Origin of the sequence: Actinomadura sp. NPDC048955, from assembly GCF_040649435.1 — a bacterium.
Classification (GTDB): Bacteria; Actinomycetota; Actinomycetes; order Streptosporangiales; family Streptosporangiaceae; genus Spirillospora; species Spirillospora luteofluorescens.
Window position 1 is genome coordinate 204,511 of sequence record NZ_JBEZJI010000003.1, and the last position, 12,961, is coordinate 217,471.

General features: G+C 71.0%; 12 protein-coding genes. 10 read left to right on the forward strand and 2 right to left on the reverse strand.

Going from position 1 to position 12,961, the window contains the following annotated elements; genetic code table 11:
• Positions 1 to 56: 56 nt before the first annotated feature.
• Both AB0C84_RS04760 and AB0C84_RS04765 read right to left on the reverse strand, forming a co-directional pair.
• A complete protein-coding gene (locus AB0C84_RS04760) occupies positions 57 to 641 on the reverse strand; it encodes a hypothetical protein (protein ID WP_361061150.1) in 585 nt (194 codons plus the stop codon).
• A gap of 61 nt (positions 642 to 702) precedes the next feature.
• On the reverse strand, positions 703 to 1,641 hold the full coding sequence (locus AB0C84_RS04765; protein ID WP_361061152.1) for a lytic transglycosylase domain-containing protein: 939 nt from the start codon (positions 1,639 to 1,641) through the stop codon (positions 703 to 705).
• A gap of 787 nt (positions 1,642 to 2,428) precedes the next feature.
• Between AB0C84_RS04765 and AB0C84_RS04770 the strand changes: the two genes are divergently transcribed.
• From AB0C84_RS04770 to AB0C84_RS04815, 10 genes are all read left to right on the forward strand, one after another.
• Positions 2,429 to 2,899: a DUF6668 family protein gene (locus AB0C84_RS04770; RefSeq protein WP_361061154.1), complete on the forward strand. Its 471-nt coding sequence runs from the start codon at positions 2,429 to 2,431 to the stop codon at positions 2,897 to 2,899.
• A 250-nt stretch (positions 2,900 to 3,149) separates the two neighbouring features.
• Complete coding sequence (locus AB0C84_RS04775; protein ID WP_179845651.1) at positions 3,150 to 3,458, forward strand: hypothetical protein; 309 nt, start codon at positions 3,150 to 3,152, stop codon at positions 3,456 to 3,458.
• A 59-nt stretch (positions 3,459 to 3,517) separates the two neighbouring features.
• Positions 3,518 to 4,555 (forward strand): hypothetical protein, encoded by a 1,038-nt coding sequence (locus AB0C84_RS04780; protein WP_361061156.1) that lies wholly within the window; start codon positions 3,518 to 3,520, stop codon positions 4,553 to 4,555.
• Between the two features lie 70 nt (positions 4,556 to 4,625).
• Positions 4,626 to 6,104 (forward strand): G-protein coupled receptor, encoded by a 1,479-nt coding sequence (locus AB0C84_RS04785; protein ID WP_361061158.1) that lies wholly within the window; start codon positions 4,626 to 4,628, stop codon positions 6,102 to 6,104.
• Between the two features lie 23 nt (positions 6,105 to 6,127).
• On the forward strand, positions 6,128 to 7,609 hold the full coding sequence (locus tag AB0C84_RS04790) for an SCO6880 family protein (RefSeq protein ID WP_361061160.1): 1,482 nt from the start codon (positions 6,128 to 6,130) through the stop codon (positions 7,607 to 7,609).
• Positions 7,606 to 9,165 carry an ATP/GTP-binding protein gene (locus AB0C84_RS04795; protein ID WP_361061162.1) on the forward strand — a complete coding sequence of 520 codons (1,560 nt, stop codon included), beginning with the start codon at positions 7,606 to 7,608 and terminating at the stop codon, positions 9,163 to 9,165. Before AB0C84_RS04790 ends, AB0C84_RS04795 begins: the two co-directional genes overlap by 4 nt.
• Before the next feature lie 318 nt (positions 9,166 to 9,483).
• Positions 9,484 to 10,269: a fumarylacetoacetate hydrolase family protein gene (locus AB0C84_RS04800; protein WP_361061164.1), complete on the forward strand. Its 786-nt coding sequence runs from the start codon at positions 9,484 to 9,486 to the stop codon at positions 10,267 to 10,269.
• Between the two features lie 42 nt (positions 10,270 to 10,311).
• Positions 10,312 to 11,307 carry an ABC transporter substrate-binding protein gene (locus tag AB0C84_RS04805; protein WP_361061166.1) on the forward strand — a complete coding sequence of 332 codons (996 nt, stop codon included), beginning with the start codon at positions 10,312 to 10,314 and terminating at the stop codon, positions 11,305 to 11,307.
• Between the two features lie 39 nt (positions 11,308 to 11,346).
• Positions 11,347 to 12,147 (forward strand): ABC transporter permease, encoded by an 801-nt coding sequence (locus AB0C84_RS04810; protein ID WP_361061169.1) that lies wholly within the window; start codon positions 11,347 to 11,349, stop codon positions 12,145 to 12,147.
• Positions 12,144 to 12,932, forward strand: a complete 789-nt coding sequence (locus AB0C84_RS04815; RefSeq protein WP_258944511.1) for an ABC transporter permease — start codon at positions 12,144 to 12,146, stop codon at positions 12,930 to 12,932. The genes AB0C84_RS04810 and AB0C84_RS04815 overlap by 4 nt, the downstream gene beginning before the upstream one ends.
• Positions 12,933 to 12,961 lie beyond the last annotated feature (29 nt).

A 12,961-nucleotide genomic window follows, 5' to 3' on the forward strand; every position in this document is an offset into this window, starting at 1 on the left:
GACGAGCCCTGCGTTCACGCTGGTCATGCCGCTTCCGAGGCGATCAGGTGGCCGCTTCACGCGGTTCCGACCGCCGACACGCGCCACGGGGCGCCCGGGTCCTTGCGCTTGAGAGTGACGAACGCGGTCGCGTGGACCGGGGCGCCCTTCCACTTGTCCCGGCCGGTGGGGATGACGGTGATCGCCCAGCCCCGGTGAGCCAGCGTGGGCGTGTCGGTGGGGACGTCGCCCTGGGGGCGTTGCGGGGTGAGGCGGACCTTGGCGTAGGCGCGGTGCTCGGTCCACTGCCCGGGAACGAGGCCGCCGGGCTGAGCGGCGACCGACGCCTTGTAGGCCTCGTCCAGAAGGGGGGCCGCCCGCTGGTAGGCGTCGCGCTGGCTGTGATCGGTGGTGGAGTCGACGATCCACATCAGGGTGAGCGCCGCCTTGGAGACCGCGGTGGCGTCGTGCTGGTCGAGCCGGGTGAGGTCGGGCAGGCCGCCGGGCGGCGACGGGGACGCGGACGCGGGTGCCGGTGAGGAGATCGCGGCGGAGGGCGCGGCCTTGGTGTCCGGTGTGGTCCGGGGAGACCCGCAGGAGGCGACGGCGCACGTGAGCGCGACGAGGAACACGAGGCGCGGCGGGCGGCCGGGGGCGGCCATGGGCTCCTCCTGGAAGGTGGTGGGCGGGTTCGTGGTGCGGCGCGGTCAGGCCGCCCGCCGGTCAGGCGGCACGCTGGTCACCCAGCACGGAGATGTGGACGTGGTCGAAGTGGTTGGCCGTCAGGCCGCCGCGGTCCTCCATCTGCCGCCATCCCTCGGCGGCCCGGGTCGGGTTCCAGATGTGCTGGCGGTAGATGATGTAGTCGATGCCGAGGCGTTCGGCGTTGGCCTTGGCCCAGTTGGCGATGTCGTAGCCGAGCTTGACCTCGCCGGAGTCCGGCGCCCCCGAGCTGATCATGAAGTCGCAGGCGCGGCCGAGGGGGTGTTCGCCGCCGCCGGGGATGCCGCCCTCCTTGCGGTAGCAGCCGATCCCGCGGGGAACGCCGAACTGGGTCTTGATCTGGTCGCGGACGCAGGCCATCCGCCTGGTGATGTTGCCCGCGACCATGGCCCCGCCGCCGGGGCAGGCCGATCCGGGCTTCCAGTTGCCGGCCTCGCCGAACGAGGTGCAGGAGGTTCCGGCATTGTTGGCCCCGCCGAGGGAGAATTTCCCGCCCGCGTAGCGCTCGGCCCACGACAGCACCAGGTCCACATAGTCCCAGGAATGGTTGTAGGCGAAGATCGCTTTTCGGGTGTCGGCGGGCGCGCCGCTGGCGTGCAGGTAGTTCGCTGCGCTGAAGATCGCGTCCGATGGGTCGTAGCGGCTCTTCTTGCCGTCGGGCCTGCCGAGTTCGCCCTTCTCGTCGATGGTGGGGCCGTCGATCGCATAAGCGTTGAAGGTGGCTTGCAGGAACTGCATCGGGCCGCCCGCACCGGCGAAGTTCTCCCCCGAGGAAACGCCCGGCAGGGTGGACCGGCCGTGGTCGGTCTCGACCTTTCCGATCCCGGCGAGCACGTACCAGGGGATGCCGTACTTGGGCCCCGCGGCCTGGTAGAGCTTGACGTAGTTGGCGGGGATGCTGTTCGCGGCGGCCGGGGCGGCCGCGGCCACGTTCTGCACGGCTCCGGAATCGAGCGGTCCTTTACCCGGACTGCGGTGATAGGACACCGGAGCCACGGTCGGGCCCCCGGTTCCGGGGCTCGGCTTGGGCGCCGGACTCAGAGGGACGGGGCCGCCGGGATTCAACGGACTGCACACGTTGGTGATGCCGCCCGAAAGGACGTTCTGAATCGCTACGAACATCACCGCGACCATGAGCGCAAGAATGGCGACCGACCCGAGGCAGCCTGTCCTGAGGATGAACTTTCCCAGGCTGAAAGTCACCATCGAGGGTCATTCCCGGAACAGTTGATGACGTGACCTTCCAAGATCGGCGGTGCCGTCGCCGCTCTCCCCCACCGGGGGGACGGAGCGCCGAGCCGCCACCGTCGGCGTGCTCTTCGGGCATGCCCCAGCCGCCTGGGACCCACCGACCAAGACAGTGCGGTCAACGTGCGGTGACGCAAGGTGCTTGTTGCGTCCCGCGTGCCCCGGTTCGGGGGAGCGAGTAGCGGAGAGACGGGAACGTGGCGAGTTGACGGATATGACAGCCCACGGACGGTCACGGTAGTACGGTTGATCTTCACTGGCGCAGAGCCGGTGCCGGCGGGCGCAGAGCCGCTCGCGACTTTTCCGGAGGTGGGCACCCGTGATGCAGGCAACTGAGAGCGACGCCCTGCAGCGCGGGGGGAACGGCCCGGAGGCTTCGCCGGGCATGCCGGGCGCATCCGCGTACCCGGTGCAGCATGGGCGGCCCTCAGGCGAGGGATTCGCCGCACAGGCGGTCATACCCGCAGAACAAGGACCCGTGCCGAGGAGTGCGCTCGGGCTGGTCCGCTACAACGGCCGGGCCCCGGGTCTCTGGCTCTCCTCGTGCCACGGGGGAGCCGGCGCCTCGACGCTGGCCGCGCTCATCGCGGGCAGCGTGAGCGCAGGACGTTACTGGCCGACGCCCGCACCCGCGGGCCGGTCTCAGGTACTGCTGGTCGCCAGGAGCCACGCGGCCGGGCTGTGCGCCGCTCAGACGGCCGTGGCGCAGTGGGCCGCGGGCGTCCTCCCGGGCGTGGAACTGGTGGGTCTGGCAGTGGTGGCCGACGCTCCGGGGAAGCGTCCGAAACCGCTGGCGGATCTTCTCCGACTGATCGCCGGCGGTGTGCCCCAACTCTGGGACCTGCCGTGGGTGGAGGCCTTCCGGCTCGGCGACCCGCCGGACCAGGTGAGGCTCCCCGCCGGCTACGCACGTCTGGTCCGCGACATGAGCGGTCTGGTACCCGCGTGATCGTGTCAGAGTCGCCGCCGCGCGGCGCTTGACGATCACTTCGGCCCCCGGACCGTTCAGTACAAGCACAGAACCGTGCTCGGAAGGTGCCCCGCCGGTCCGGTCCCGACCGGCGCCAGACCCCTTCCGGGGGGGCTTATCGATCATTGGGGCGGTGGATGTGCCGCGACCTGCCGGTGACCCGGCCTAGTCGCCCACCGCCTGCGCACGGCTGGTCAGTACCTCGACCCACTCATCTCGGAGGACGCGCATGCTCGACGCGACGATCACGTGGACGGCCCACCTGCTCGACCATGCGGTCGCCCTTGCCAGGGACATCCCGAACCCCGGGCAGGGCGAGGCGCCGCCGTTCGCGAAGAAGCTCGAGAAGCTGCTCGGCTGGGCCGCCTGGGGCGGACTGCTGGCCTGCGTGGCGGGTTTCGTCATCATCGGCGCCCGGATGGGGATCCAGCACAAGAAGGGTGAAGGGGGCAGCCACATCGGAAGCATGTTCATCGTGGGTTTCGGCTGCCTGCTCATCGTGAGCGCGGGATTGATCGTCAGAAACCTCGCTTCTTGATGCCGGCGCCCCGACACCCCGGTGCCGCGGGCGGGAGGGGCCGCAGGAGCGGGGGGCCCGTGCGCCGGCGCGGGTCCGTCCTGTCCGCCGCGCTCCTCGCGCTGGGCGCCGCCCTGCTCGTGATCGGCCTCCTGCCCGCTCCCGTGCCCGAGGTCGTCCTGAGCGGGCAGCCCGGGACGCAGGCGTTGGAACGCTCTCAGCCGGTGGATCCGCTCGCCGCCGGACAGGTTCGGCTCGCCGTCGACGCCTTCCCGGCCGGCCGGGTTCCGGGCCGGGTGGCGACCGTCGGGCTGGCGGCGCTGGGAGCGCCGGTCGACTGGGACAAGACCGACGACATCGAGACCATCGACACCGACCCCGGCGGCAAGCTCCAGTTCGACCCCGAAACCGGCCGGATCAGGGTGTGCGACCACAACAGCGACGGCCACCTGGCGCGCGGCTATGCCCTCGTCGACGGGGAAGAAGTGGTCAGCGTGCGCGCGGGCGAAAAAGGCAAGTGCGACGAGGCGCAGATCCCCAACTACAAGCGCACCACGGAGCCGAAGTACCAGTTGAAGGTCTGCCTTCGCAGGAGCGACTCGGATCCGGACGGGTACTGCAACACCAGTAATACGGCCCAGTGGCCGAAGGAAGACAAGAAGAACGACTCCTGCTGGGACCTGAAGACCGACCAGGAGAAGATCGATTGCGTGGGGGGAGTGGAGGAGTACTGCAATCAGTGGCAGCACACCAGCGGGATGTTCCCGAAGCAGTGCATCAAAGACCATTCTGATAAGCAGACGAAGGTACTCAAGCCCCCCGTCGGAAGAAAGCCGGACATCAACGCCAGGCCCGACGCGGCGCTGCCGCGCGGCCACGCCAAGGGAGTGGGCGCGATCACCGAACCGGTGGAGCCCTTGCTCCGCTGGCTGCTCTGGACCGCTCTGACGGCCTGCGTGCTGGGCTTCATACTCATCGGCGGAAATATGGCGCTCAAGCACAAGAGGGGCGAGTTCGGAGCGCATGCCGTCGGCCTGGGATGGGTGATGATCGCATGCGTCATGGCGGGCTCGGGGCTGGCCATCGCCTTCATCAGTCTTCTGGTCGATCCCTTCTGAGAAGAAAGCCCATCGTGCGTGTGTCGATCGACTTCGTGGTTCCCGCTCCGTGCCGTCCAGGTGGTTCCTGATGGATGATCTGCTCAACGATGCATGGGCGTGGCTCGTCAACAAACTGCTGGACTGGGCGCTGTCCACCTTCCAGACGTTCCTCACCTGGTGGATGAGCGACAGCGCCTACAGCGTGCAGCTGACGGGTGAGAAGGGCGGAGTGCTCTTCATGCTCCGCGAGTACACCAACTGGCTGGTCGCCGCGATGGCGTTCGCCGGGTTCCTCGTCGCGGCCTTCAGGATCGCGATCCAGCGCAAGGGCGAACCGTTCCGGCAGGCGATGACCCAGTTCTTCGAACTGGCCGTCATCATCCTGACGCTGGCCACGCTGGTCAACCTGCTGAACATCGCCGGGGACAGGTACTCGCACTGGATCATCGAGGGCATGGGGCCGAAGGACGACGCCTGGATCGACAACTGGAAGAACGGCCTCGACCTGCTCGGCGGCGACCAGGGCGACACGTCGTTCATCCTGGCCTTCTTCGCCCTCGCCGCGGCGCTATCGTCGGCGATCCAGTTCGTGCTGATGCTCTTCCGGAGCGGCGCGCTGATCATCCTGGTCGGGATCCTGCCGGCCCTCGCCGCGGCGAGGTTCAGCACCTACGGGAACGCCGCCTACCGGCAGTGCGTCGGCCTGCTGGTCTCCTTCGTCGTGGTCAAGCCGGTCATCGCGACGATCGACGCCGGGGCCCTGGCGCTGATGGCGTCCAAGTTCGAGGCCGACCGCCTCTTCGGCCTGGCCCTCGCCGCCGGGTCGGTGTTCGCCCTGCCGGCGACCATGCGCGCGGTGATGCCCGCGGCCACGGAGGGGCTCAGCTTCTTCGGCATCCGCCAGGTCGGCCACTTCACCTACGGCGGTACCGCGATGACCATGCGCGGACGGGCGGCGGGCTTCGTCACGGGCCTGCTGAGCGGCGGTAGCAGCGGCAGCGCGGCGACTCCGGTGAGCAGCAACCGGACGGGCGGCGGCGGTGGTGGCGGCGGCTGGGGCGGCGGCGGTAATCCGGGCGGCGGTTCAGGTGGCGGTGCACCGACTCCGCCTCCGAACAACGGTCCGGGCGGCGGCCCCGGCGGCGGACCCGCGGGTGGGCCGGGCGGCGGCCAAGGCGGCGGACCCGGCGGACCCGGCGGCGGGCCGGGCGGCTCGCCCAGCGGCGCACCCGGCGGTAACACGGGCGGCGGTTCGGGCAACGGTCCGGGCGGTGGTCCGGACTACGGTTCGGGCGGGGATCCGCAGGGCCCCTCGGGGGCCGACCCCTCCTCCAGCGTTCCCCCGTATGACGTCCCCGCGTACGACGTTCCCGCGTACGACGTCCCCGATCCTGACTTCTCCTCCATCGGGGGCAATGGCAGTGAGGTTCCCAGCTACCGGCCCCCCGACCCCGGCTCCTCCTCGGGCGGGCCCTCGGGCGGGAACCCCGGGCGTACACCGCCTTCCGGGAACAGCGGCCCGAGCGGCAGCACCGGGGGCGGGAGGGGTCCAAGTGGCAGTCCGTAGCCGAAGGAATGAGGTGAACCGACGTGGCGTCCGACTATCGTGAACCCACCTACGGGAACTGGCGGAAGCCGGTCTCCCCGGGGATCGGGCGGCTGGGGCTGGCCGGCACGCTGATCCTCATGATCGGGCTGATCACCATCACCCTGATCGCGACGGTGTCGCTGATGGTGAGCCTGATCGGCGTCGTGCTGCTGGGGCTGGTCATGCTGCCGCTGGTCATCCAGGACGCGCACGGGCGAACCGCCCTCCAGTCGCTCACGGCGCGGGTGACCTGGTGGTCGGGGCGCTCCCAGGGGTGGCACCTCTACCGTTCGGGACCGCTCAGCGTCGTCCCGCACGGCTCGTGCCGGCTTCCGGGGCTGCTCGCGCAGTCCCGGCTGGTGGAGGGCCGCGACTCCTACGGGCGCCCGTTCGCCCTGGTCGTGATCCCCTCGACGAAGCACTACACCGTGGTGTTCGAGTGCAACGCCGAAGGGGCGGCGCTGGTCGACCAGAGCCAGATCGACACGTGGGTCTCCCACTGGGGGCAGTGGATGGCCTCGCTGAGCTACGAGCCGGGCCTCGTCGCCGCGAGCGTGACCATCGAGACGGCCCCCGACACCGGGACCCGCCTCCGGGAGGAGATCTACGCCAACACCGACCCGAACGCGCCCGAGCTGGCCCGGAAGGCCCTGGACGAGATCGTCTGGAACTACCCGGTCGGCAGCGCGCGGGTCTCCACCCGTATCGCGGTCACCTACGCGGCCCTGCCGCACCTCGGGGGCAAGCGCCGCGACCAGGACGCCATGGTGCGGGAGATCGGCATGCGCATCCCCGGGCTGGTCTCCGGGCTGTCGATGACCGGCGCCGGGTCCGCCCGTGCGCTGACCGCGAAGGAACTCGCCCGCGCCGTCCGGATCGCCTACGACCCGGACGCGCAGACGGTCCTGGAGTCCGCCGAGGACCAGGAGACGCGCTGGGAGGACGCCGGGCCGGTCGCGGCGCAGGAGTCGTGGGACCACTACGTCCACGACAGCGGCTGCTCCATCACCTGGGGCATGTCGGAGGCGCCGCGAGGCGAGGTGCTGTCCAACGTGATGACCGGGCTGGTGGCCCCGCACCACGACATCGCCCGCAAGCGCGTCACTTTCCTCTACCGGCCGCACGATCCGGCCTCCGCGGCCCGGATCGTGGAGCGGGACCGCCGCGACTCGCGGTTCCGTCTCGACGGCGCCTCCAGCGCCGCCCGGAACGAGATCGACGTCATCAAGAGCGACCAGTCGGCCCTGGAGGAGGCCCGGGGAGCGGGGGTCATCCGGTTCACCGTCCTTGTCACCGCCACCGTCCGCTCGGCCGAGGAGCTTCCGGTCGCGGCGGCCGCCGTCGACACCCTCACGGGCCCCGCGCGGCTGCGGTTGCGGCAGATGTACGGGTCGCAGGCGTCGGCGTTCGCGGCCGCCCTCCCGCTGGGCATCGTCCTTCCCGACCACCTTCAGGTGCCGGCACTGGTGAGGGAGTCCCTGTGAGGCGTTCCGCGAAACCGGCCCCCGGCGGCGTGACCAAAGCGCCTCCCGCCGAACAGGACGGCGGGAAGGCGAAGAAGGGCAAGAAGGAGAAGCCCGAGCTCAAGCCGGGGTTCCGGGGGTTCACCCGCCGGGGCGGCGGCCGGGCCTCCTACGTGGAGATGCCTTCTGAGTGGCGCGGCACCACGGTCCAGGTGTGCGGGCTCTGGCCGTTCGGGGCCGGGTCGGGGACGCCGATGGTGGGGGTGCCGCTCGGCCGGGAGCTCACCACCGGCGCCGCGCTGTGCTGCGATCCGATCTCGTGGTTCCAGCGGGCGAACCTGATCCACAACCCGTCGGCCCTGCTGTTGGGCAAGCCGGGGCTGGGCAAGTCGACGCTGATCCGCCGCATGGTGGTCGGGCTGGTCGGGCAGGGGGTGTTTCCCATGGTCCTCGGCGACCTCAAGCCCGACTACGTCGATCTGATCCGGGCGATGGGCGGGCAGATCATCAAGCTCGGCCGCGGGCTGGGCTCGCTGAACGTGCTCGACCCCGGCGCGACGGCGGGCGCGGCGGCCAGGCTCCCCGAGGCGGCGCGCAACAAGCTGATGGCCGACGCGCACGGCCGCCGGCTGAACATGGTCAGCGCGCTGGTCACGCTGCTGCGCGGGGCTCCGATCGCCGACACCGAGCGCACCGTCCTTAATGCGGCCCTCCGAGTCCTGGACGAGCGCCACCGCGGCGTGCCCGTGCTGCCCGACCTCATCAAGGTGATCGACGACGGGCCGGAGCGGCTGCGCGCGGTGACCCTGGCGCGCGGGGACGAGGCGCGGTACCGCGCGGCCGTCGACCCGCTGCACGCCTCCCTGCTCGGCGTCCTGGACGGTCCGATGGGCGAGACGTTCGCGCACCAGACCACCACCGCCATCGAGCTGGACAATCCGGGCGGCGTCTGCATCGACATCAGCGGGATCGACGACGCCGACGCCGAGCTGCAGGCGGCCGTCCTGCTGGCGTGCTGGTCGGACGGGTTCGGCTCGATCGAGGCCGCGCACGCGCTGGCCGACGAGGGGCTCGAACCGCAGCGGCACTTCTTCGTCGTGCTCGACGAGCTGTGGCGGGTGCTGCGGTCCGGGCGGGGCCTGGTGGACCGGGTCGACGCCCTCACCCGCCTCAACCGGCAGCGCGGCACGGGTCAGGTGATGATCACGCACACCATGGCCGACCTGCTGTCGCTGAGCGACCGGGCGGACCGGCTCAAGGCCAAGGGCTTCGCCGAGCGCGCGGGCATGGTGATCTGCGGCGGGCTGCCGCAGGCGGAGATGCCGATGGTGAACGAGGTGGTCCGGATGTCCTCGATCGAGGAACGCATGATCGTCGACTGGTCCACGCCGCCGTCGTGGAACCCCGAGCTCGGGCGGGACAGCGAGCCCCCGGGACGGGGGCGGTTCCTGGTCAAGGTCGGCGGCCGGCCCGGCATCCCGTTCAAGGTGGAGCTCACCTCCGTCGAGCGGGACGTCAACGACACCAACAAGCGCTGGACCAACTCGACCACGAGGCCTCCCGCCGGAGCCATCTGACCGGCACGGTCGCCACGGCGCCCGTCCTGCGGCAACGAGCCGCGGGGCGGGCGCCGTTTTTTCGCGCGCCCTCGTGCGCCCTCCTGCGTGCGCCCTCCTGCGTGCGCCCCTGCGCCCGCCCCTCGTGCTGCGCCCTCGCCTCACCAGATCTTGAACAGATCGTATGGACCTATTGAATATATCCATTAGGTGTTTTAGGTTGATGCGTCACGGAGACGCGTCGACATCGCAGGTCATCGCACCGGTGGTGTCCGGGACGGGCTGAGCCGCCCGCCCGGGGACGCCCGCCCTGGCTCTGCACGAGAGAAGGACCACGCCATGTCCGAGTGGACGATCGACACCACCGTCGGCGAACTGCTGCGCCGCGAGCACGGCCGCGAGGACGGAGCGAGGATCACCGAAGGGTGGCCGGACCTCGACCTCGGCACCGCCTACCGGATCCAGGACGCCCTGCTCGCCCGCAAGGCGAGCGCCGGGCAGACCGTCGTCGGGGTGAAGCTCGGACTGACCTCGGTCGCGAAGCAGCGGCGGATGGGCGTCGACGTCCCGCTGACCGGCTGGCTCACCGGCGCGATGGCCCTGACGCCCGGCGAGCCGCTGGCCGTGGGGGACTTCATCCACCCGCGCGTCGAGCCCGAGATCGCCTTCGTCATGGGCGCGCGGCTGAGCGGCCCGGGCGTCACGGCGGAGCAGGCGATGGGCGCGGTCCAGAGCGTGCACGCCGGGTTCGAGGTCATCGACAGCCGCTACCGCGACTTCGACTTCGCCCTGCCGGACGTGGTGGCCGACAACGCCTCCGCCTGCCGGTTCGTCATCTCCGGCCACGCCGTCCAGCCCCGGGGACTGGACCTGGCGGAGGAGTCCTGCCGGCTGGGCGTCGACGGCGACACCGTCGACACCGCGACCGGCGCGGCCGTCCTCGGGCACCCGGCCAACGCTCTCGCGCTCGCCGCCAACGGGCTGGCCGAGCGAGGGCTGGCCATCGAACCCGGCTGGATCGTCCTCACCGGCGGACTCACCGACGCCGTCCCCCTGCATCCCGGCGGCACCGTCTCCGTGGCGTTCGACTCACTCGGAGCCCTGTCACTCACTGGAACCCACTAACGCCCCACCGCGCCCACCGCGCCTTCGCCCAGGAGTACCGACATGTCCTTCTTCCAACGCGGCCGCCGCAGGCGCCTCACACCGCTCATCGCAGGCGCGGCCACCGCCGTGCTGGGGCTGACGGCCCTCACCGGCTGCGGTTCCGGCGCCGACGGCGAGGTCTCCGCCTCCGGCGAGGCGGAGGTGAAACTCGGCGTCATCCCGATCATCGACATCGCCCCGGTGAAGCTCGGCATCAGCAAGGGCGTGTTCGCCCGCCACAAGCTGAAGGTCACCACGCAGGACGCCCAGGGCGGCGCCGCCATCGTCCCCGCCGTGGTCAGCGGCGACTTCCAGTTCGGCTACTCCAACCTCGTCAGCCTGCTCGTCGCCCGCGAGAAGGGCGTGCCGGTGACCATGGTCTCCGTCGGCGCCCGCGCCTCCGACGACCCGGTGAAGGACGGATCCGGTCAGCTGATGACCGCGAACCCGGGGATCGCCAAGGTGGGCGACCTCAAGGGCAAGAAGATCGCGATCAACACCCTCAAGGGCATCAACGAGGTCGCCGTCGCGTCGGTCCTCAAGAAGAACGGGCTGGCGACCAGCGACGTGACCCTGGTGGAGGTGCCCATCCCCAACATGCCCGCCGCGCTGAAGTCCGGCCAGGTGGACGCCGCGATGCTCAGCGAACCGTTCATCACGGTCACCAAGGGCCAGGGCGCCAGGCCGCTGCCGGTCAGCTACGCCGCGATGGGCGCGAACCTGCCGTTCGCCGGCTGGTTCACCTCCAAGCAGTACGCGGCCAAGAACCCCGACGTCGTGAAGCGGTTCTCCGCCGCGCTGAAGGAGTCGCTCCAGTACGCCGAGCAGCACCCGGACGAGGCGCGGGCCGCGCTGAACGGCTATCTGAAGCTGGAGCCGGGGCTCAGCGACAAGGTGACCCTGCCCGGCTGGAACCCGGAGGCCGGCAAGTCCGAGATCGCGCCGCTCGCCCAGCTCACCGTCGAGACCGGCCTGATCGGCAGCACCCGTCCGCTGGACGAGCTGTTCGCCCAGTGACATGCCGCGTGACATGACGAGTGACCTGACGAGGACATCATGGTGATCAAGAGTCGGCGGCGCGGAGTCGCCGTGCCCGACCCGCTCCTCGGCCTGCTCGGAGTCGCCGCCTTCGCCGCCCTCCTGGAGGTGCTGCCGCGGACGGGCGTGATCTCACCGGACGAGCTGCCCCCGTTCAGCGCGATCGTCCGGGCACTGGGCGGTGAGGCCGGCAGCTCCGAGTTCTGGGGCGCGCTGCTCGACACGCTCCGGGGCTGGGGGTATGGGCTGGCCATCGCGGTCGCGGCGGGCCTGGGCCTGGGCCTGCTCATCGGCAGCGTCCCGGTCCTGCGCGAGGCGACCGCCTCGACCATCGAGTTCCTGCGCCCGATCCCCTCGGTCGCCCTCGTCCCGCTGGCCGTGCTGCTCTACGGCACGCGGCTCGGCTCGACGCTCCTGCTGGTGGTGTACGCCGCGAGCTGGCCCGTGCTGGTGCAGGCGATCCACGGGGTGCAGGACGTCGACCCCGTCGCCCGGGAGACCGCGGCCGCCTACCGGTTCTCCCGGTGGGGCCGGCTGCGGTACCTGATCTGGCCGACCGCGCTTCCGTACCTGCTGACGGGCGTGCGGCTCGCGGCCTCGGTGGCGCTGGTCCTGGCCGTCGCGGGCGAGCTCATCATCGGGTCCCCCGGGCTCGGCAGCGCGATCGGGCTCGCCCAGGCGAGCAACGCCGTCGCCGAGATGTACGCGCTGATCTTCGTCACCGGCGCGCTCGGCGTCGGCGTGAACCTGCTGACCCGGGCGCTGGAGCGGCGCGTCCTGGCCTGGCACGCGTCGATGCGGACGGAGGTGCCGGCATGAGGACCGTGCTCCGCGGCGCCGGACGGCTCGGCTACCTGCTCGGGCTGCCCGCGGTGCTGCTGACCCTCTGGTGGGTGCTGACCGCTTCGAGCACCGACTTCTACTTCCCCCCGCTGCGGACCATCCTGAGCGCGTTCGGCGAGACGTGGTTCTCCGGTCGCCTCGTCGACGACGTCCTCCCCAGCGTCGCCCGCCTGGCGGCCGGGTACCTCGGCGCGGTGGCGCTCGGCGTGACCCTCGGCGTCCTGCTGGGGTCCAGCCGCCGGGTCAGGCTGCTGGCCGAGCCCGTGCTGGAGTTCTTCCGCGCGGTCCCGCCGCCCGTCCTGATCCCGGTGCTGATGCTGTTCGTCGGCATCGGCGACACCATGAAGATCACCGTCATCGTCATCGGGTCGATGTGGCCGGTGCTGCTCAACACGGCCGAGGGCGTCCGCGCCATCGACGAGGTGCTGGCCGACACCGCCCGCTCCTACGGCCTGACCGGGGCCGCCCGGCTGCGCCGCCTGGTGCTGCCGGCCGCCTCCCCGCAGATCGTCACCGGCATGCGGCAGGCGCTGTCGATCTCGATCATCCTCATGGTGATCAGCGAGATGTTCGCCAGTTCCAGCGGCCTCGGCTACACGATCGTCCAGTTCCAGCGCGGGTTCGAGATCCCGGAGATGTGGAGCGGGATCCTCCTGCTCGGCCTGCTGGGGTTCCTGCTGTCGCTGCTGTTCGGGCGGTTCGAGGCGCGCGCGCTGCGCTGGTACCGGGGATGGCGCCAAGCCCAGAAAGGAAAGTCATGACCGGCACGGATATCGCGTCCCCCGCCGCG